Origin of the sequence: Streptomyces sp. NPDC035033 (genome assembly GCF_040636735.1) — a bacterium.
Lineage (GTDB): Bacteria > Actinomycetota > Actinomycetes > Streptomycetales > Streptomycetaceae > Streptomyces.
Window position 1 is genome coordinate 23,326 of record NZ_JBEZUZ010000020.1, and the last position, 19,068, is coordinate 42,393.

The 19,068-nt window shown below is 73.2% G+C and carries 7 protein-coding genes; 5 read left to right on the top strand and 2 right to left on the bottom strand.

Translation table 11 applies throughout. The features are described 5' to 3' along the window. Positions 1–2 precede the first annotated feature (2 nt). From AB0E83_RS11410 to AB0E83_RS11425, 4 genes are read left to right on the top strand one after another with little or no spacing between them, the layout of a single operon-like run. Complete coding sequence (locus AB0E83_RS11410) at positions 3–3,914, top strand: AAA family ATPase (RefSeq protein ID WP_362109047.1); 3,912 nt, start codon at positions 3–5, stop codon at positions 3,912–3,914. Then, on the top strand, positions 3,907–7,722 hold the full coding sequence (locus tag AB0E83_RS11415) for an AAA domain-containing protein (RefSeq protein ID WP_362109049.1): 3,816 nt from the start codon (positions 3,907–3,909) through the stop codon (positions 7,720–7,722). The genes AB0E83_RS11410 and AB0E83_RS11415 overlap by 8 nt, the downstream gene beginning before the upstream one ends. Continuing rightward, complete coding sequence (locus AB0E83_RS11420) at positions 7,719–10,907, top strand: hypothetical protein (protein WP_362109050.1); 3,189 nt, start codon at positions 7,719–7,721, stop codon at positions 10,905–10,907. The genes AB0E83_RS11415 and AB0E83_RS11420 overlap by 4 nt, the downstream gene beginning before the upstream one ends. Beyond that, positions 10,904–13,396, top strand: a complete 2,493-nt coding sequence (locus AB0E83_RS11425) for an ATP-binding protein (RefSeq protein WP_362109052.1) — start codon at positions 10,904–10,906, stop codon at positions 13,394–13,396. The genes AB0E83_RS11420 and AB0E83_RS11425 overlap by 4 nt, the downstream gene beginning before the upstream one ends. 140 nt (positions 13,397–13,536) lie before the next feature. Here AB0E83_RS11425 and AB0E83_RS11430 read toward each other — a convergent pair whose 3' ends face one another. Together AB0E83_RS11430 and AB0E83_RS11435 are read right to left on the bottom strand one after the other, a co-directional pair. Further along, on the bottom strand, positions 13,537–14,802 hold the full coding sequence (locus AB0E83_RS11430) for an acyltransferase family protein (protein WP_362109054.1): 1,266 nt from the start codon (positions 14,800–14,802) through the stop codon (positions 13,537–13,539). 2 nt (positions 14,803–14,804) lie between these two features. Continuing rightward, positions 14,805–16,880 carry a glycosyltransferase gene (locus AB0E83_RS11435; RefSeq protein ID WP_362109100.1) on the bottom strand — a complete coding sequence of 692 codons (2,076 nt, stop codon included), beginning with the start codon at positions 16,878–16,880 and terminating at the stop codon, positions 14,805–14,807. An 838-nt stretch (positions 16,881–17,718) separates the two neighbouring features. Between AB0E83_RS11435 and AB0E83_RS11440 the strand changes: the two genes are divergently transcribed. Further along, positions 17,719–18,669, top strand: a complete 951-nt coding sequence (locus AB0E83_RS11440) for a glycoside hydrolase family 16 protein (RefSeq protein ID WP_362109056.1) — start codon at positions 17,719–17,721, stop codon at positions 18,667–18,669. Positions 18,670–19,068 lie beyond the last annotated feature (399 nt).

The following is a 19,068-nucleotide window of genomic DNA, read 5'->3' on the forward strand; positions in this document are numbered from 1 at the left end:
GCATGCCCGCGTACGACGAGACAGAGGTCGCCGAGTCCTTCGACGTGCACGGCCTGGCCATCGGACCGGTACTGGGCTACCCGGACGCGGACACCGCGGGCGAGGCCGACCGGGTCGCGGCCGTCCTGGAGCGGCTGGGCGGGACGGCCGTGTCCCCGCTGCCCAGGGAGACGGATCCGGCGCGGCCGGACGCGGGCGACGAACGGCTCCTGATGTCGCTGACGGAGGCGGACGAGGCGCTGGCCCGCTGGGCCGGGGAGCGGCGGGACCACGCCGGGCGGCCCTCGGTGCTGCTCTGGTTCGGCCACGGCGTCTCGGGGAACACCGGCCCCGCGCTGCTCGTCCCCGATGCCGGTCACAAGCGGCGGAACGCCCGGGTCACGCCGGACATGCTCGCCTACTACCTCCACGCCGAGCAGCAGTGCCGGAACACGGAGGAGGGGCACTGGGCGATCGTCGTGATCGAGGCGTGCAACTCGAAGAACTTCGCGAAGGAGCTGCACGCGAGGTTCCTGGGCTCCCGGGCTCCCGAGCTGTGCTCGCTGCTGCTGGTCGCCACGGGCAAGGCGGCGGCCCAGGGGTACCTGGGGACCTTCCGGAAGTCGCTGGAGAGCTACCTCGCGGGGAAGTCCTGGCAGGACAAGGTGCACACCCTGCGGGAACTGCAGTGCCACCTCAAGAGCCAGGTCTCCTACGCCGAACTCGTCGGCGAGGAGACCTCCCGCGAGCTGCCGTTGCGGTTGCGGGACGTGGTGCCTCTCGACGGGGCCGTCACCGTCGCGGAACACCAGCGGCGCCAGCGGGAGTTCGACGCGTCGCCGACCGATCCCCCGTACGCGGGTCACGACGGAGCGGGACGGGAAGCGGGCGTCCCCGCCGGGGACGACACCGGGTTCCTCGAAGTGGTCCCGGACTTCACCGGCCGTACCGCGGAGCTGGCCGCCGTCGCCGGCTGGTGGGGCGGCCCGGACGAGCCGCCGGTGCTCGTCGTCACCGGTCCGCCCGGCACCGGCAAGTCGGCCCTGCTCGGCGAGGTCCTGCGGCACTTACGGCAGGGCGGGGACCCGGCGTGGGCGGGTGCGCGCGTGAGCGCGGTGCTGCGGCTCACCGGGAGCACCGCGGCCGACGTCGTACGACAGCTCACGCAGATCCTCGGGGCGGGCGAGGGCGACGAGCCGACGGCGGCGGTGCCGGGCGATTCGGACCACGACCCCCTTGAGCCCCTCCTCCGCCGCCTGGCCGCCTCCGCGGGCCGGGCCGGCCCCGCACTGATCCTCGCCGACGCCCTGGACGAGGCCCGGGAACCCTTCCACGTCGCCTCGCTGCTGCGGGATCTGACCGGGGCCGAAGGCGTCCGGTTGCTCATCGGCACGCGAACCTCCCCGTACGACGAGGAGGCGTCCGGCGGCAGGGTCGACCTCCGGGCCGTCCTGGGCAGTGACACCGGGCGGGCCCGTGTGCTGGAGCTCGCCGCTGATCCGCAGGCCACCGCCGCGTACACCGCCCGCAAGGTGGAACACGTCCTCAGGGAGCACCCCCTCGGCGACGCGGTGCACCGGGGGACGGTCGTCCGCACGGTGTGCGAAGCCGTCGAGCGCCATGTGCGTGAGGGGTCCTGGCAGTTCCTGCACGCGGCCCTCGCCGTCGGCGAGATCGAGCAGCGGCCCGGGGTGCTGGCGCCGGACGCCGCCGCGCGATCGGCCCTGGAACGGCTGCTCGCCAGCGACCGGACGGGGCTGTTCGGGGCCGCGGTCGCCCGGATCACCGACGGACTGCCGGCGGCCGACCCGCTGCTGCGGGCCCTGGCACTGTCCCAGGGACGCGGCCTGCCCCGCGCCGACGGCGTCTGGGCCCACGCGGCGGCGGGCGTCGCCGGATCGGAGCGGCCCCCGACCGACGAGGAGCTGTCGCTGTTCCTCAGCCGGGCGGCGGCGTACGTCCTCCTGGACGGGGAGGACCGGCGCAGCGTCTACCGGCTGGCACACCGCACCTACACCGAACAGCTCCTGGCCACCAGCACCCCCGAACAGCGCCTGGGCATGCTGACCGCACTGCTCGACCTGGCGGCGGAGCAGTGCGCCGACGGCCAATCGATCAGCCCGCACCTCGAAGCGCGGCTCGCGCAGTACGCGGCCGACTGCGGCGCCCCCGGCTGGGCGGAACTGGCCGGCCGGCCCACGGTGCTCGACCGGCTCCCCGTGACCGGGCTGAGCGGACTGGCGCTCGCCCCGGGCGGGGACGGCGTGGTCACCCCCGCCGACCTCCCGGTCGAGGTGCTGGGCACCGTGGCCTCCGCCCACCTGATCCGGTCGTCCGGACCCGCCGACCGGCCGGGGCTGCGCCAGCTGGGCGGGCTGCGCGCCGTCGGCCGGCTTCATCCCGCCGGTGCCGGGGCCGCCTGGGAGGTGCGCTGGGGGCGGCTGCGGGCCCTGCCCCCGCACCTGAAGCTCGGCGGCGCCGACGGGGCCGTGTCGGCGCTGACCGCCCGGGCCTCGGCCCCGTGGCTGGTGACCGGGGCGCTCGACGGCACGGTGGTGGTGTGGGAGCCCTGGCGTGCGCACCGCCCCTCGCTGCTGCTGCGCGGCTGCGAGCGGCCGGTCAGCGCCCTGGCCGCATGGGGCGGGCGGACCGGCGACGAGGGCCCCGGTCTGCTGCTCGCCGCCCACGACGACCGCACCGTGCAGCTGTGGGACACCGGCCACGACGACCGGCCCGCGCCGCGTACGGTGACGGCCGCCCGCGAGGTCGTCCGGGTCGCGGCCGCCCTGACCGGAGGAGTGCGGCGGTTCGCGCTCGGTGGCGACGGCGGGTACCTGGCGCTCCTCGACGCGGACGGGGAGCGCGCCGAGGCCCTGTCGGCGGTTCCCTCCGGTGACGTGGTGGGGCTGGCGCCGCTGACGTCGGCCGGCGGACGGCAGTGGCTGGCGTCGGCCCACCGGTCGGGGGAGCTGGTCCTGTGGGACGTGCATGATTCCGAGCCGGTGCGGCTGTCCTCACTGCCCACCCGTCGGACGCTGAGGACGCTCACGGCGGTCACGGACGCCGGCGGAACGCTCCGGCTTGTCACGGCCGCCGAGGACGGCCCGGTGGAGTTCTGGCGGGTGAAGGAGACGCCCGAGGAGGGGGCCCTTCCGGTGGCCTCGTCCCAGCCGGGCGCGGAACACCTCCGGGCCCGCCTGCTGGCCGCGCTGCCCTCCCCGGACGGCGACACGCTGGTCGTCGGCGACGTCGACGGGAACGTCCATGTGCTGGGCCCGGACGGCGGGCCCCCGCGGCCCGCGGGCGGCGGCATCCCCAGGGCCGTGGCGACGGCCGTCCTGCGCGGGCCCGACGGCGGGGCCGTGTTGGCGACGGCGGTCGGGCGTGATCCGCTCGTCCACCTCTGGGTGCCCGGGACTGCCGACACCGCGGGTCCGGCCGTGCGATGGCCTCATGTCAGCCGCGTCCAGCGGCACTGGACGGCGGACGGCACGGAGGTCCTGGTGGTGCGGGAGTCCGACGGCTTACCGGCGGCCGCGTCCGCGTGGTCCGCCGTACGCGTCCTGCGGGCCGCGGACGGCGAGGACCTGACGGACCGGGTGCCGCGCGACACCCTCCCGGCGGGCGAGGCCCGCGAGGAGGCCGTGTGCCCCCCGTCCGTCGCCGAACGGCACACGAGCCGCGTGATGGACCGGGTGGCGTTGGAGGGCACGCCGGGCGAGGAGCGGTGGGCGAGCCTCGGCCGGGACGGCGACGTGCTGGTGTGGCGCCGCGGGCCGTCCGGTTCCTGGGATCTCGCGCACCGTATCCGCCTGGGTTCCCCGGGACTTCGTCTGACGGCCCTGTCCGGTGGGCGGCTGGCCGTCACCACGGACGACGGGATCGTCGTACTCGCCATCGGAGCCGTCGCGTCGAGGGAGGACACACATGGCTGACGACCTCGGGCCGGAGGAGATCACCGACGTACTGGAGAAGCTGTTCACCGGCGGTCAGGCGGTGTACGCCCCGGAGGGCGCGCCCCCCTACACGCTCGTCGGCAAGGTCGAGGAGGTCATCAAGGGCAAGCTGATCCGGTTCGTGCTCTCGCACCCCGATCTGATGCGCGACCGCGAGGTCTCGCTCTTCCTCCAGGTCGAAGGCGTGGTGGGCGAGTTGTGGGAGCACGAGGTCCGCAACCTGCTGCGGCTGCGGATGCTCGGGCATCCCGCGTTGCCGGTGATCGAGGACGGCAGGTTCGACCCGTCGCACCGGGTCGCCTTCATCATGACCCGCCAGGCCGGCAGGCCGCTTCCGGAGGAGGGCTGGGCCGATGTGCGCGAGTGGGCCACCGCCTTCCCGGTCGTGGCGTTCGAGCAGTTCAGCCTGCTCGTCGACGCCCTCAGCCAGTTGCACGGCACCAGGATCGTGCACCGGAACCTGACGCTGGCCGCCATCCGTATGACGTACGCGTCGGGCAAAGAGGCCCAGGCCTCCCTGTCCCTGGCCCGGTTCGAGCTCAGCGCCCTCCTCAACAACCTGCTGCACGCGGTCAACGGGCCCCAGAGCAGGGAGAAGTACGAGGAGGCCATGCGGGCCCTGTTCCACACCCCGCCGCCGGGCATCAGCCGGGCCCAGCACCTGGCGTACATCGCGCCGGAGACGTACCCGTCGGTCTTCGGCGACGTGCGGTCGCGCCGGCTCGACCACGGCAGCACCGACGTGTTCGGGCTGGGGGTGCTGGGTTGGGAGCTGTTCCTGGACTCCCTCACCGACCGGCTGCCCGAGGAGTGCGCGGCCGTCGACCGGGCCGGGCCCGACGAGCTGCCCAACGCCCTGGTCCGCCTGCACTCCGCGATGCGCCGCGAACTCAACGTCGACAACCGGCTCCCCCGCCCGCTGCGCGCGGCCCTGCTGGAGATGCTGGACCCGTCCCCCACCGGCCGCAGCTCCTCCTTCGAGGCGTCCGCGGCCCTGCAACGGCACTGGACGGCCATCTCCCTCGCCCTGGAGCCGGAGGACAGGGCCGAGGAGAAGCTCCAGCGGCCCCGGCTGGTGGCCTTCATGCCCGAGCAGTCCGTCGGCACCATTCACGAGACCCGGGGCTGGACCGACCATCGCACCGACACCCCCGAGGGCTGCCGGGAACTGCAGGAGTTCCTGGAACAGGAGTTGCAGCAAGCCGAGTTGGTGCACTGCCCCGGCGGCGCGGAGGGCTACGTACAGGACGGCGACCGCAGGACCCTGGCCGAGGCGGAGTGGGTCCTCATCGGCGCCCAGGCGGTGTGGTTCTGCGCGTACCTGTACCAGGAGTCGGTCATGCGCCGCAGGGTCGCCACCCACAAGGACACGCTGGTCATCAAGTACCTGGTGGACAAGCGGCACGCGGGCGATCTGCTGAAGACCTGGCCACGGCGGCGGATCGGCAAGTTCGACCTGGTGCCGTTCTATCTCGGCAAGTCGCTCGACGCGGAGCGCAAGGACCGTCCGTCCTGGGTGAGCCTGACCAGCTCCGTCACCACCGAGCGGGCCCTGGAGGACGCCGGGGTGCAGAAGATGCTGCGGAGCTTCTCCTTCATGCTGGAGTACCGGGGCACCGTGCTGAGGAGCCGCAACTACCCCTACCGGCTGGTGGAGGACAACGGCAGGTTCGTCCTGACCCACGACAAGGAGCGGGACCTCCGCTGGCTGCACGGCGATGCCCTGCTCACCGCGTACGCGGCCTCCGGCCGGCGGCGCAGGCCCCCGCTCGGCGACTTCGCGGACCAGCTCCTCGCGGAGAAGGAGTTCGCGCAGCTCGTCATCGCGGAGGACCGCAACAACAACGACTCGGGTTTCGTGGGGCCCTACTTCGGCGAGCGCACCGTCAAGGTGCGGATCAAGGAGCGGCTGGACGCCGACTCCTTCGTCGTCGAGGCGCCGTTCGGCCGGCGGAACCTGCCCGAGGTGGGCTGGCTGCGCCCCGACGACGACCGGGGCAGCGAGATCCAACTGCGCCGCGAGATCCGGGGCTACGACTCGCTCGTCCACAAGCCCGGCCTCGCGCGCACGCTGTACGAGCCGCGGTCCATCGCTCTGCGCGGCGGCCGTGCCCCCGCCCCGGCCGACGGCCACCCGAGGGAGGAACTGCGGGGCAGGGCCGACGACATCATCGCCGACATGCTGAAGCTGCACCCGTTCTACGCTCTCCAGGGCCCGCCCGGCACGGGCAAGAGCACCGTGGTGGCGCGGGCGCTGCGGAACTTCCTCAGCAGTGATCACGGGTCCCGGGTGCTGGTGAGCGCGCAGTCGAACGACGCCCTCGACCAGTTGGCCGGAAAGATCATCGAGGAGCTGAAGCCGAAGATCGAGGACCGCTCCATCCTGGTGCTGCGGGAGCTGTCGAGGGCCAGGGACCGCCACGACCTGCCGCCCGCCCTGCGTCGCCACACCGCGGAAGCCCTCGCCCAGGACCTGGTCGAGCACATCGAGAGGCGGGTCACGGCCGGCCACGAGGGGGCGCGGCCCGGCGAGGAGGACCTGATGGCCCGGTGGGCCAGGCTGGCCCGGGACATCTCGGTGGAGCTGACCGAGCGCATCAAGTCGGGTGCCGACATCGTGCTGGCCACCTGTTCGATCGCCGGCACCCTCACCGACGAGATCCGTGACCCGTCCGGCATGTTCGACTGGGTGATCATCGAGGAGGCGGCCAAGGCCTGGCCCACCGAGATCGTCATCCCGCTCGCGCTGGGCGTGCGCTGGACCCTCATCGGCGACTACCTGCAGCTCGGACCGCACCGGGCCCAGGACGTGGAGGCCTTCCTGGAGGGCCTGGCGTCCCACCAGCACGAGCGTGTTCGCCTGCACTACGAGCAGCGCGAGACCTACCTGGAGTTCGTGCAGTTGTTCCGGCGGTTCTTCGACGGGTACACCCCGGGCGTCGCCGCCGACGCCCGGCATCCCGTGGACGTGCTGGACATGCAGTTCCGTATGCACCGGGACATCTCGCTGCCGTTCGGCAGGGCCTTCTATCCCGCGGTCGCCGAGAACGACCCGGACGGCACCTTCCTGAAGACCGACCCGCAGATGCGTCAGGTCCACTCGCACACGAAGCCGGACTACCTCAAGGGCGTGCCGCTGGTGTGGCTGGACACCTCCCGGCACGACGACTGCGGCGACCTCGGCTACTGGTGGAACCCCGGTGAGGTGGAACTCGTCGAGGACCTGGTGCGCAGGATGGGCCTGGCGGACCGGAAGGACCCGAAGGAGCTGACGGTCCTGACGCCGTACCGCCGCCAGGTCGCGGAACTGGAGAAGGGCTTCCTGAAGGGGCGGGTGCACACCGTCCACTCGTTCCAGGGCGGCGAGGCGAAGACGGTGGTGCTCTCGCTGGTCCGCAGCAACGAGCGGGGCGCCGACTCCCGCCAGAACGTGGGCCACACCGCCCAGCCCGATGTGGTCAACGTGATGCTGTCGCGTGCCCGGAGCCTGCTCGTGGTCGTCGGGGACATGGCCCACTTCGAGCGGCACGGCGGGGCGGACTGGCAAGAGGTCATCCGGGTCTTCCGGACGGTGGGCCGGGTCGTCGACGCGTCGACCGGGGAGGTCGTCAGGCCTGGGACCACGGCGGCGGTCGTCCCGGCACAGCAGCCGGAGATCCCCGCCCGACAGGCCGCCACCGCGCAGATCCCCGCGCAGGCCTCCGGGGCGCCGGACGCCGGCACGGGCGAGACGGCTGAGACGGCTGAGACGGACGTGGCGAGCACGACGGCGGGAGAGACCACGTGACCGAGACGACCCTGATCGCCGTGCCCTGCCGGGTGATCACCCTCCAGGTGGAGCTCGGCGCCGACTCCGGGGCCTCGACCCTGGAGGCACTCGTCCTGGAGGCCGTGGCCGGCGGACGGCGGACGGTGAAGGAACTGGGCGAGCTGTTCTCGCTGCCGCACCGGCTCATGCTGGACGTGGTGCACGGCCTGTGGAGCCGGGGCTTCCTCGCCGTGGACTTCGCCACGCACGCGCTGGAGAGCACCCAGGCGGCGGAGGCGGTTCTCGGCGGGCAGGAGGGCCATGCGGCGCTGGCCACCAGCGTGCAACCGCGCAGGTTCCTGTTCGACCCGGTGACGGCCACCGTCCTTCCGTTCAAGCAGGGCCGCGAACGCGTGCCCCAAGGGGCGCTGGAGATGCCGCTCGCCCAGGGGATCTCGGAGGACGACCTGCCGCAGCCCGAACTCCTGCGTGCCGTCCGGCAGGCCGTCGACGACGACCGCACGGACGACGGCCGCAGCCGTGTGCTGAACGTGTCCTTCGCCAACCCGGTGCTCAGCCCGCCGCAGGCGGTGCGCTGGCGCACGGTGGAGACCGTCGTCAAACGGGACCCGGACACCGGTCTGCTCACGGCGGTGCCCGTCACGCCCCCGCCCGGGTGGGGGCGGCGGGCCCAGGAGTTGTTCCAGTCCCGGGTCACGGACCTGGTGCGCAACCGGCCGGACAGCAGGTTCTCCAAGCTGCTGACGAGCCGTCAGGCCCTTGAGGGGGGAAGCCCCGAGAGCCTGCGCGTGGTGATGCAGGGCCTGGACCGCCTGGCCGCGGAACTGACGAGTGCCCCCGACGAACGGGTGCCGAGCCTGCACGATGACCTGAGCCTCGCGGCGCTCCAGGTGCTGGAGGAGCTGGACGAGGCCCGACGGGGCCGCTGCTCGGTCGGCACGGTGGCCGCCGGCGCGGGCGTGGACTGGGTGGTGTCCCACCTGATCGAGGAGGCCGCCCATCAGGTGGTGCTGGCGCTGCCGGAGATCTCGTACGCCGCCCTGCACCCGGTGCTGCCTTCGCTCGAACTCGCCGCGAAGCGCGGGGTCACCCTCGTGTTCCTGTGGGGCAGCACCCCGTACTCGAAGCTGGAGTCGCGGGTGACGACGGCCCTGTTCGACCTCCAGTCGCGTTTTCCGGGGCACGTCCTGCTGGAACGGCGCAGCAGTTGCTGCGCCGCCTCGATGGTGGTCTGCGACGACCGGTCGGCGTACGTCGGCTCGCGCAGCGTCCTGTCGGAGGACACCGGCTCCGGCGTCCTGATCGAACCGGTGGACCACGGCGGCACACCGCCCGAGTGCGTGACGGAACTGCTGAGCTGGGCCCGTCGGACCTATCCGTACTGGCAGAAGGCCAGGGAGATCGCCTTGGCGCCGGCGGACTTCGGGCACCGCGACGGCTCCGGCACCCCGGCCCCGGACGCCGGACGCGACCGCGTCACGCTTCCGCTGCTGGACGACAAGTGGGACGAGGACGCCGTCGCGCACCGCACCGCCTGGGCGGCCGACTGGGGGCGGCTGCTCCGGCGACTGCGCGCGTCGGTCGACGAACTCCACCGGGGCGCGCCGGTGGTGCGCGCCGTCTGGGACGGCATGTACGTCGACCTGGCCCAGCGCCTCGTCTCCGGCGCGACCGAACGGCTCGCGGTCCTGGACGACGGGATCGAGCCCGAAGCGGTCGGGGACCAGCTCGCGCAGCGACTCACCGAACTGCGCGACAACGGCGTGGTGGTGCACCTCCAGCACCCGCCGGCCGGCAAGGGCAGCCACCAGGTCAACGGGCGGTACGGCGACGTGCAGAAGCGGCTGGCCCGCGAACGCACCCTGCGCTCCACCCCGGCCCGGGCACGGGCGGTCCTCAGCGACCACGAGCTGGTCGTCGGCAGTCACCACCCGCTGGGCGACCGGGCCGTGGACCCCGCACGCGGTCCCGCCCCCGCGCAGCTGGGCCTGCACATCGTCGGCACCGCGTTCACCGCCGAGTTCGCCCGGGAACTGGGCATTCCCGACTGGTACGGCGAGGACGCCGCGGAGTTGCCGGCCTACCTGCCGCCGCTGCCGGCCCTGGGCGCGGCGCCCGTGGACGACGACCCGTGGACCGTGCTCGCCAACCGCCGCGCCAGGGACGAGCCCGCGGACGTCCTGCGTCGCGAGTCCGCCGCGCTGCTGCTGGGCGGCACGGACGGCGGGGAGGAGCGGCGGCTGTGGGCGCGCTGGCTGCTCCACGACGCATGGGCGCGCGGCGCCTTCATGGAGGCGTACCTGCTGGCCCCGTTGCTCGGCGGACCGGGCGGGATGTCCGTGGACCTGGCCGCCGTCGCCGTGCCCGTGGAACACGGCCCGCTCGGCTACCAGCTCTATGCGAGCACCGTCGAACTCGACGGCGCCCCGGCCGAGCACCGCACGGTCGCCCTGGTCGGTGCGATCGCCGAGATGCTGCTGCACGGCGGGCCCACGGGCTCGGACGTCTGCGACGTCCTGCTGGACGGCGACGGACCGGGCCGTGACCTGCCCCCGGCGTGGGCGCGCCTCGGCGCCGCGGCCCGTGCCTGTTTCGGCGAGGAACCGGCTCCGCTGCCGCTGAGCGACGCCAGGGAATGGGCGGCACGTCAGGAGAGGCTGACCGACACCCAGGACCGCTGGGGCCGGCTGGCGGCGGAGCTGGACGACTTCGAGCAGATCAAGCACCACTTCACCTTCCAGGACGGTGAGAAGCTGCACCGTACGCTGTTCCGCCCGGGCCGCATGCTGGCGCTGCTCCGGGAGGCGGTCGGCCACGAGTCCCCGCCGGGCCCCCTCACCGAGGAGGTCCTGGCGCTGCCGCGCAGCCAGCAAGAGGTCAGGGCCGTGATGGATCAACTCGCGGTGGAGGTGGGCGTGCGGAAGATCGAGTGGCGCAACCACATGACGTACGCGCGCAAGGTCGCCGGCCTCCTCGCCGAGGCACGCGAACTCACGGCCGTCTCCGTCGACAGCGCCGGCCACCGGCCCGGACGGCTGCCCGTGCTCACCGACCGTCAGCGCGATTTCGCCCGGCACCTCGACCGCGACTGGCACCGGCTGCTGTCGGAGGCGGAGGCACTCGGCGAGCTGGCCTGCCGTCCGGCCAAGGCTCTGCTGGAGAGCCTGTCCGTGCTGCCGAAGGTCGGGAAGGAGAGGGCATGAGCGAGGAGAGCACGGTGAGCGACGGTCCCGTGGCCCCGGTCGACCGGTCCCTGCTGGAGACCTGGCCCGGCCGCTTCCGTTTCCCGGATGTGCTGGTCCGCCTCGTCGCGGAGACGGAACCGGACGGCGCGGAGCTCGCCCGTGCCGTCCTGTCCCGTGCCGGCGGCAGGCCGCCCCGTGCGGTGTGCGAGGAGCTGGTGGAGCGGGGCGAGTTCGAGGCCGCCGCGTACGTGCAGGTGGACTGCCTGGACCTGGGCGTCCACGAGAAGGAGGCGCTGCGGCGGAAGCTGGAGGCGGCACGGGCCGCGGCAGGAGAGGACGTCCGCCAGCGCGTCCGGGAACTGGAGCGTCGTGCCGCGGCGGCCGGCGTCACCGTCGACGCCCTCGACGTCGCCGCTCTCGTCGCCCGCGCCCCGTCCCGCAGGGCCGCCGCCGACAGCGACCTGAGCGCGGCGGCGGCCGCGCTGGCGCGGCAGGTGGAACCGATCGCCGTGGAGCTGCGTGCCTGGCTCGAACAGCAGGCCGCCGACGCCACCGCGCCGCGCGGCGGGCCCACCGCCAAGCGGGTCGAGGCCCTGATCGAGGCCGGTGAACTGGTCGCGGCCCGGACGCTGCTGAAGCGTGAGCCGCTCGGCTCGCCCATTCCCGAGTCGGCCACCCCGCTGCCGCCGTGGGATCCGCGGTGGAACCCGGACGAGTTCCTCGAGTACCACCTGAATCCGGCGGCGGCCCGGCCTCCGGAGTTCGCCTCCTGGGAGGCCGCCGACAGCAGTGGCAAGGACGTGCTGGCCGCTTACGACACCCTGCAGAGGGACGACTCCGCCCAGGCCGCCGAGAAGTTCGCCGACGCCCTCAACCGCTTCCTCGGCGCCCCGGTCCGGGACGGGGTGGCCCGCCGGGTCGACACCAGCCGTTTCCATCACACGTACTTCGACGGACTGTTCGCCGCTGAGGCCCTGTCCCCGCTGCACCCGACCGGACGAGTCGACCTGTACGTCGGCGGACCGGGCACCGCGGCCCTGCCGGACCGGCTCGCGGAACAGCCGCCGCACGTCGCCGTCGCCCCCGGGCTCACGGCCCAGGACTACACCGACCGTCAGGCCACGGCGGTGCTGTCGCTGCGCGATCTGCTCCGGCTCGTCGTCCTGCCCGACGACCGGGCCGCCGCCCTGCTGGGCGTCCTCGCCCGTCAGTGGCCGGTGACCGCGCTGATCGGGGACCGCGGCGCCGACCTGGCCGCCGTTCTCGGCGACGAACCGGACACCGCCTGGCGGACCCTGCGCTGGATCACCCACCTCTCGCTCGGCGGAGGCCACGCCGTCGCGCAGGCCCTGGAGAACTGCACGGCCATGGATCCGGCGTCGCTGCGGGTCATGCTCCGCTACGCGGAACACCGGACGGCCGCCACCGGCGCCGATCTGTGGTCCGCCGCGGACGGCGGCTGGCAGCGGGACGAAGCGCTCGTCCAGGCCCTCCAGGAGGAACTGGTGGCCCGCTGCGGCGATCCGGCCGCCGAGGCCGCCTGGTGGGCGGCGCTGGCCGCCGGCGATCCCGCGACCGGGGAGGTCAGCGCGGAGGACCTTCTCCTGTTGGTCGAGGCGTGCACGGAATGGCCGCAGGCCAGGGATCAGGTGCGCGCGGGTGTCGACGCGTTGGTGGCGCGCGGCCTGCTCGTCCGCGCCGGGGACGGGACGGACGAACACCTGACCGTGCCACGGAGCGGCATCGTCCGCATGCTGCGGGCGGGGGCCGAGCAGCAGCTGACCGGCCTGCTCGCCCGCCTGATGCACGCGCGGGACGAGCAGGACACGGAAGAGGTGGCCTCCCCCGTCGGGCCCCGGGCCCCCATGAGCTGGACTCCGTGGGAACGCAACCGCTTCGCGACGGTACCGGCCCTCGCCCGCTTCACGACGGCCGAGAACAACGGCGCGGACGGCGACGAGCCGGCCGCGCCGACCGCCGAGGCGGAGGCCGAACTGCACGCCCAGGACCCCGCGGCGCTGGTCGGGGCCGTGGAGCCGTCGGCCACCGAACTGGCGCCGGTGCTCGACTCACTGGCCGCGCAGTGCCGCGACCAGTACCCGGGCACGGTCCTGGACGTACGCTGCCCGCCCGCGCTCTCCGTGGACGTGCCCGAACCCGTGCTGCGGGCCGTGCTCTACGAGGTGCTCGACAACGCGGCCGGAGTGGTGACGGGCACGGACGCCGGCCTGGTCCAGATCGTGGCGAGAACGGAGAGTCCCGAGGTACTGGTCGAGGTGCAGGACAGCGGCCCGGGCCTGCCCGCCGGATCCCGCGGCCGCAGGATCTTCGCCCTCAGCGCGGCCGGCCGCGAGCAGGGCCGCAGCGGAGGTCTGTACCGCGCTCGGCAGCTTCTACGGGCCTTCGCCACGCCCTCGGTCGAGACGGAGCTGGAGGTCTTCGAGTCGACCCACCCCACCCTCACGGGCGCCGCGCTGCGGCTCGTGCTGCCGGAGCACGTCCGATGACGTGACCGGACGCCGCCGATCAGGACGGACCGGTCCCCCTCACGGTGCCGGCGCCGACCACGCATCGACGCTTCGCCGACGCGGGCGGAGGCGGCGGGCCGCACCTGAACGCCGTGGAGACGGCCCCGGCCCCGGTCGCGTCAGGCGGCGGCCCGGCGGCGGCCCCGGACGCGGCGCGGGTACGGGAAGAGCCGCGGGGAGCGCTTCGCGGCCACGTCCTCGACCCAGCCGAAGGCCAGCACCAGCAGTCCGGTCAGGGGGATCGCCACCATCAGCGGGAACCACTGGCTGCTCAGCAGCCACCGGAAGTGCTCGTAGAAGAAGCCCACGGACCAGAGGGGGTCGATCAGGGGGATGGCGGCCACCAGCGCGGTCTGGTGCCAGAGGTAGACACTGACGGCGCGTGCGTTGAGCAGGCTGATCAGGCCGTTCCAACGTTCCAGCGGCCGGGGCCACCGGTCCCAGGAGGGGCTGATGTGGAGCAGGAGGGCGACGAAGCCGAAGGACCACAGCGCCTGGGCGACCGGCCAGCTCTCGATGTCGGTGTGCACGGTCGGGTCGACCGGCCGGGTCTGGAGGTACCACCAGCCGGCCACCATGATCAGCGGCGCGACGGACGGCACGACGTACTGCGGGATCTTCCTGAGCAGGCCCTCCTGGTGGGCCATGCCGAGGATCCAGCAGGCGCCGAAGGTGCCGAAGTCGCTGGCGTTCTCCCAGACCCGGCCGTAGAGGAACTCCTGGTCGATGAAGAACGTGTGCATGACGATCACCAGGCCGAGCGGCGCGCACAGCGTCACCACCGGCATCCGCCGCAGCGCCCACAGCATCAGCGGTGACAGCAGGACGAACCAGAGGTACGCGCGGAGGTACCAGAGCGGCACGATGATCTGCACGGCCCAGCCCTGCCCCACGAGGTGGTCGAAGCCGCTCAGCGCTTCGGCGTACGGCGGGGTGCTCAGCGGCAGGATCCAGAACAGCAGCTTGCCCCACCACCACGCGGGGTGCCCCTCGGCGTCGGGCCCGTCGCCGTCGAGGATCTGGGCGGTGACCACGATTGCGGCGAACAGCCAGAGCGGCGGCAGCAGGCGGCGCAGGCGGCCCCGGATGACGCCGAGGGCGGGCCGGCTGAGGGAGCGGGTCATCAGCGACCCGGCCAGCGCGAACATCACGCCCATCGACGGGAAGACGAGCGGCAGCCAGAACCAGCCGAAGTTGTGGTAGAGCACCACGCGTCCCAGCGCCAGGGCGCGCAGCATGTCGAGGTAGCGGTCCCGGCCGCCCTTGGCGCCGGACGGTGCCGTCGGGACGGACTCCGCCTGCGGCGCCTCTTGGGGACGCGGAAAGGCGGGGACGCGCAGCCGGAGGGTGTCGTGGGTGCCCACGGACTCGAAGGACGCGGTCATGGTCAGGCCTCCACCGGTGCGGCGACCTCGCCGGTGCGCCGGAGCTTCTGCCAGCGCAGCCGGCCACCGGTCAGCGCGGTGATCGTGGACTGCAGCAGGACGATGTACATCAGCTGCCGGTAGACCAGCTGCTGGATCGGCAGGCTGATCAGGTGCAGGGGCTTCTCGCCGTCGAGCCGGAAGGCGTACCACGACAGCAGGGCCTGGAGCAGGATGAAGCCGCCCCAGCTGGCGAGGGTGATCGGCGCGTCCGCGAACAGCACGCCGTACAGCAGGAACATGTCGACCAGCGGCGCGAGCAGCGGGGCGACCACGCCGAACAGCACGACGAGCGGCAGCCCGAGCCGGCCGAAGCGGCCGGCCGGACCCCGGGAGGTCACGGCCCGGCGGTGCTTCCACATCGCCTGCATGCTGCCGTAGCTCCAGCGGTACCGCTGGGACCAGAGCTGCTGGAGGCTGGCGGGGGCCTCGGTCCAGGCGCGGGCGCGCTCGGCGTAGACGATCCGCCAGCCGTCGCAGAGCACCGCCATGGTGATGTCGGTGTCCTCGGCGAGGGTGTCGTCGCTCATCCCGCCGACCCGCCGCAGGGCCTCCTTGCGGAAGGCGCCGACCGCGCCGGGGATGGTCGGGATGACGTTGAGCATGTCGTACATCCGGCGGTCCAGGTTGTGGCCGAGGACGTACTCGATGTGCTGCCAGGCGCCGATCAGGCTGTCGCGGTTGCCGACCTTGGCGTTGCCGGCGACCGCGCCGATCGTCGCGTCGCCGAACGGCTGGACCAGCTCGCGCACGGTGGACGGCTCGAAGACGGTGTCGCCGTCCATCATCACGACGATGTCGTAGGACGCGGCCGCGATGCCGGTGTTGAGCGCGCTGGACTTGCCGCCGTTGGCCTGGCGGATCAGCCGGACGAACGGCAGAGCCATCGCCTCGACGATGTCCGCCGTGCCGTCCGTGGAGCCGTCGTCGATGACGATGACCTCGATCGGATGGTCGCTGGAGGCCAGCGAGTTGAGGGTGTTCGCGATGCACTCGCGTTCGTTGTACGCCGGGACGAGGACGGTGACCGGCTCGGTGACGGGTGCCCCCCACGCGTCCCGCCGCCGGGCGCGCCGGGCGTGGAGCGGGGCGAGGACGAGCATCAGCGCGAACCGGCCGAAGTTGAGGAAGCCGACGACGGCGAGGAGCGCGACCAGGACCGGCAGGGTGAGCACGGCGGCCTGGCTGGCCCAGATGAACACCTTGCCCGCCCACAGGCGGTAGCCGTGCACCGGCACGTTGGCGTCGGTGGCGCCGAGCGCCTCGGAGACGGTGGCGAAGCGGTAGCCCTCGCCCTGGAGCTTGTCGATGATCCGTTCGAGCGCGGCGAGGGTCTCGGTGCGGTCGCCGCCCGCGTCGTGGAGCAGGACCAGCGCGCCCGCGCCCGGCTTGCGCGGCATGGCCGCCTCGACGATCGCGTCGACGCCGGGGCGCTTCCAGTCGTCGGTGTCGCGGTCGATGAACGCGGTGAGGTAGCCGCGGGAGCCCACGTACTTGACCACCGGGTAGTTCCAGTCGTCGAGCGCCGAGGCGTCGGAGGAGTACGGCGGGCGGAACAGCGCGCTGTGGATGCCCGCGACGCCGGCCAGCGCCAGCTGCGTCTGCGCCAGCTCCCAGCTGATCCGCGTCTCGGACTGGTACACGAGGTCGGGGTGGGTGAAGGTGTGCACGCCGATCTCGTGGCCGGCCGCGACGATCTGCCGGATCAGCTCCGGGTGGCGCGTGGTCATCGCGCCGGTCACGAAGAAGACGGCGTGGACGTCGCGGGCCGCGAGCACGTCCAGGATCTTCGGGGTCCACTCCGGCGAGGGGCCGTCGTCGAAGCTCAGCACCACGGTGCGGTCGGGGACCTGGTAGCTCACCGGGTGGTCGTTCCTGTCGCCGCGCGCGTCGATGATCGGGCCGCCCTTGAGCAGGGTCTCCGGCACGGTCGTCTTGTCGACCGAGGTCGCGATCCGGGTGTCGTGGAACGCCTCGTTGGTGGCGAGGCCGCGGAGGACGAGGAGCGCGAGCAGGCAGGCCAGCAGGGACAGCGGCATGAAGAAGCGCAGCGGCGGCGCGGCCAGTCGGCGCGGTCTCAGCAGGGACTGCCGACGGCGCTGGTGGCGGGACAAGGGCGCTCCTGGAAATGGGTGGTGCGGACGATCGGGCACGCCCGACCGGCCCGCAGCGGCGCTCCGGGCGGCACGGCGGTCGCGGTGTGCCGGGGGATGTCATGGCGTCCGGCGGGTCGGCCGGACTCTTCGGGCGGGGTTGTCCGGCGCCCGCTAGGGCCAGAAGGGGGGCAGGGGCCCCGAGGTGGGCAAGTACGCGGGCCCCGGCGGGATCTCCATCGCCGGGGCGTCCGACTGCGTCCCGATCAGGCTGCCGCCCATGGCGGCCGCCAGGATCGCGCCGACCACGGAGACGGGCCAGCCAAAGCGCCGGAACAGACGGCTGCGGAGGCCCGACTGGTCGACGAACACCGGTGCCGGAACGGGCTCCTGAGGACTGGATTCAGCCACGCCGGGGCGTGCCGGGTATGCCGGTTCACGCCCGAAGGAGGGGGAGGTCTGGCGCAACTCGTGTGGCCTTTTTGTGCAGGGACGGAGACGGCTGAAGCGTAGAGCGAACCGTATCGGACAGCACTGTTCGGTTGACGAGAGATGTCCGCTTTTGGCATGACCCGATCGAAGGCCGTAACCGGATCGGTATGTCGGCGCGCGCGTTCCGGCCCCCGGAGGGCCGGGTCGGGCACGCGCGAAAGGGTGGCCGGAACGCTTCGCTAGGATGGCGCCTCACTTCCCGTGAACAGCGTTCGACGCCCGCGCGAGGGGCGTGCCCCGCCCCCGCCCCGACGGCGTCGACGCCCCACGTCCCACGCCCCGAGGAGCCCGCGTGAGCCAGCCCCGCCGCATCTCTCGTCGCCGTGCGCGGACGGCGCTCGCGCTGCCCGTCCTCCTGTGCGCGCTCGCCGCGTGTTCCGCCGGCTCCGGGACCGGCGGGAGCACGGACGCCGCCGGGCCCGCGCGGGACGCCTCGCCGACGCCCACCGGGCCGCCGGACACCCTGTTCGACGATTTCGACTACACCGGCGCCGACGACCCCTCCTTCGCCGCGCACGGCTGGGAGGTCCGCACCGGCGGGGGCGGCCCGGGGATCAAGGGCACCTGGAGCGCCGACGGCGCCTCCTTCTCCTCCGACCCGACGGCCGAGGGGGACAAGGTCCTGCGGCTGCGCTCCACCACCGACGGCACGAAGCAGGGCACCACCCAGGTCGAGGTCCAGACCACGAGCCGGAACTTCCTCACGGGCACCTACGCCGCCCGGGTCCACTTCAGCGACGAGCCCACGAGCGGACGCGACGGCGACCACGTCGTCCAGACCTTCTTCCCGATCTCCCCCTCGGACTCCTCGGAGAACTACAGCGAACTGGACTTCGAGTACCTGCCGAACGGCGGCTGGGGTTCCACGGGTCCGCAGCTCGACACCGTCACCTGGTACAAGGCCGACCCGCCGGACCGGGTCCACAACACCCTCCAGCGGCGCCTCGGGGGCTGGCACACCCTGGTGATCACCGCCATGGACGGGAAGGTCACCTACTCCCTGGACGGCGAGAAGGTGTTCACCAGCTCCGGCAAGTACGTCCCGCGCGACCGGATGGACATCCACTTCAGCAACTGGTTCATCGACCTCCCCTTCGCCGGCGGCCCGCGCACCTGGGACATGAAGGTCGACTGGGTCTACCACAAGGCCGGCGAGGCCGTCTCCCCGGCGGAGATCCAGAAGCGGGTCGCCGACTTCCGCACCGCCGGCACCGCCCACGTCGACACCGTCCCGAAGCCCTGACGGTTCCCCCCTCACGGGGCGGCGGCACGCAGGGGATCCACCGGGTGCGCGTCCCCGGCGACGCGCACCACGACGAGACGGCGCTCTCCGGTCCCGCCCCCGCACGGGCCGGCGAGGGCCGCCGAGTCGGCCGTACGCCTCCTGCGGCCCGCCGCGCCCCTCACGGGCGACGACGGGCCGCGCCCGAACGCGCCGTCCACCCGGCCGACCCGATCACGGCCGCCCGCCGACGGCCGGGACGGGTCGACCCCCGGCCCGTCCCCGAAAACGGTCGAGGGGGCGGTTTTTATTTATAAGAAAAAGCCCCCCGACCCCCCCCGTGGCCAAATAGGGTCGAGACGGTATTTTACAGCCAGCCCCAGCCCCCCGGGGTGTGGGGTTGTTTAATTTTTAAGAGAT

Coding starts and splice junctions, on each gene's coding strand:
- AB0E83_RS11410 (WP_362109047.1), top strand. CDS start 3: ATGCCCGCGTACGACGAGACAGAGGTCGCCGAGTCCTTCGACGTGCAC.
- AB0E83_RS11415 (WP_362109049.1), top strand. CDS start 3,907: ATGGCTGACGACCTCGGGCCGGAGGAGATCACCGACGTACTGGAGAAG.
- AB0E83_RS11425 (WP_362109052.1), top strand. CDS start 10,904: ATGAGCGAGGAGAGCACGGTGAGCGACGGTCCCGTGGCCCCGGTCGAC.
- AB0E83_RS11430 (WP_362109054.1), bottom strand. CDS start 14,802: ATGACCGCGTCCTTCGAGTCCGTGGGCACCCACGACACCCTCCGGCTG.
- AB0E83_RS11435 (WP_362109100.1), bottom strand. CDS start 16,880: ATGCCGCTGTCCCTGCTGGCCTGCCTGCTCGCGCTCCTCGTCCTCCGC.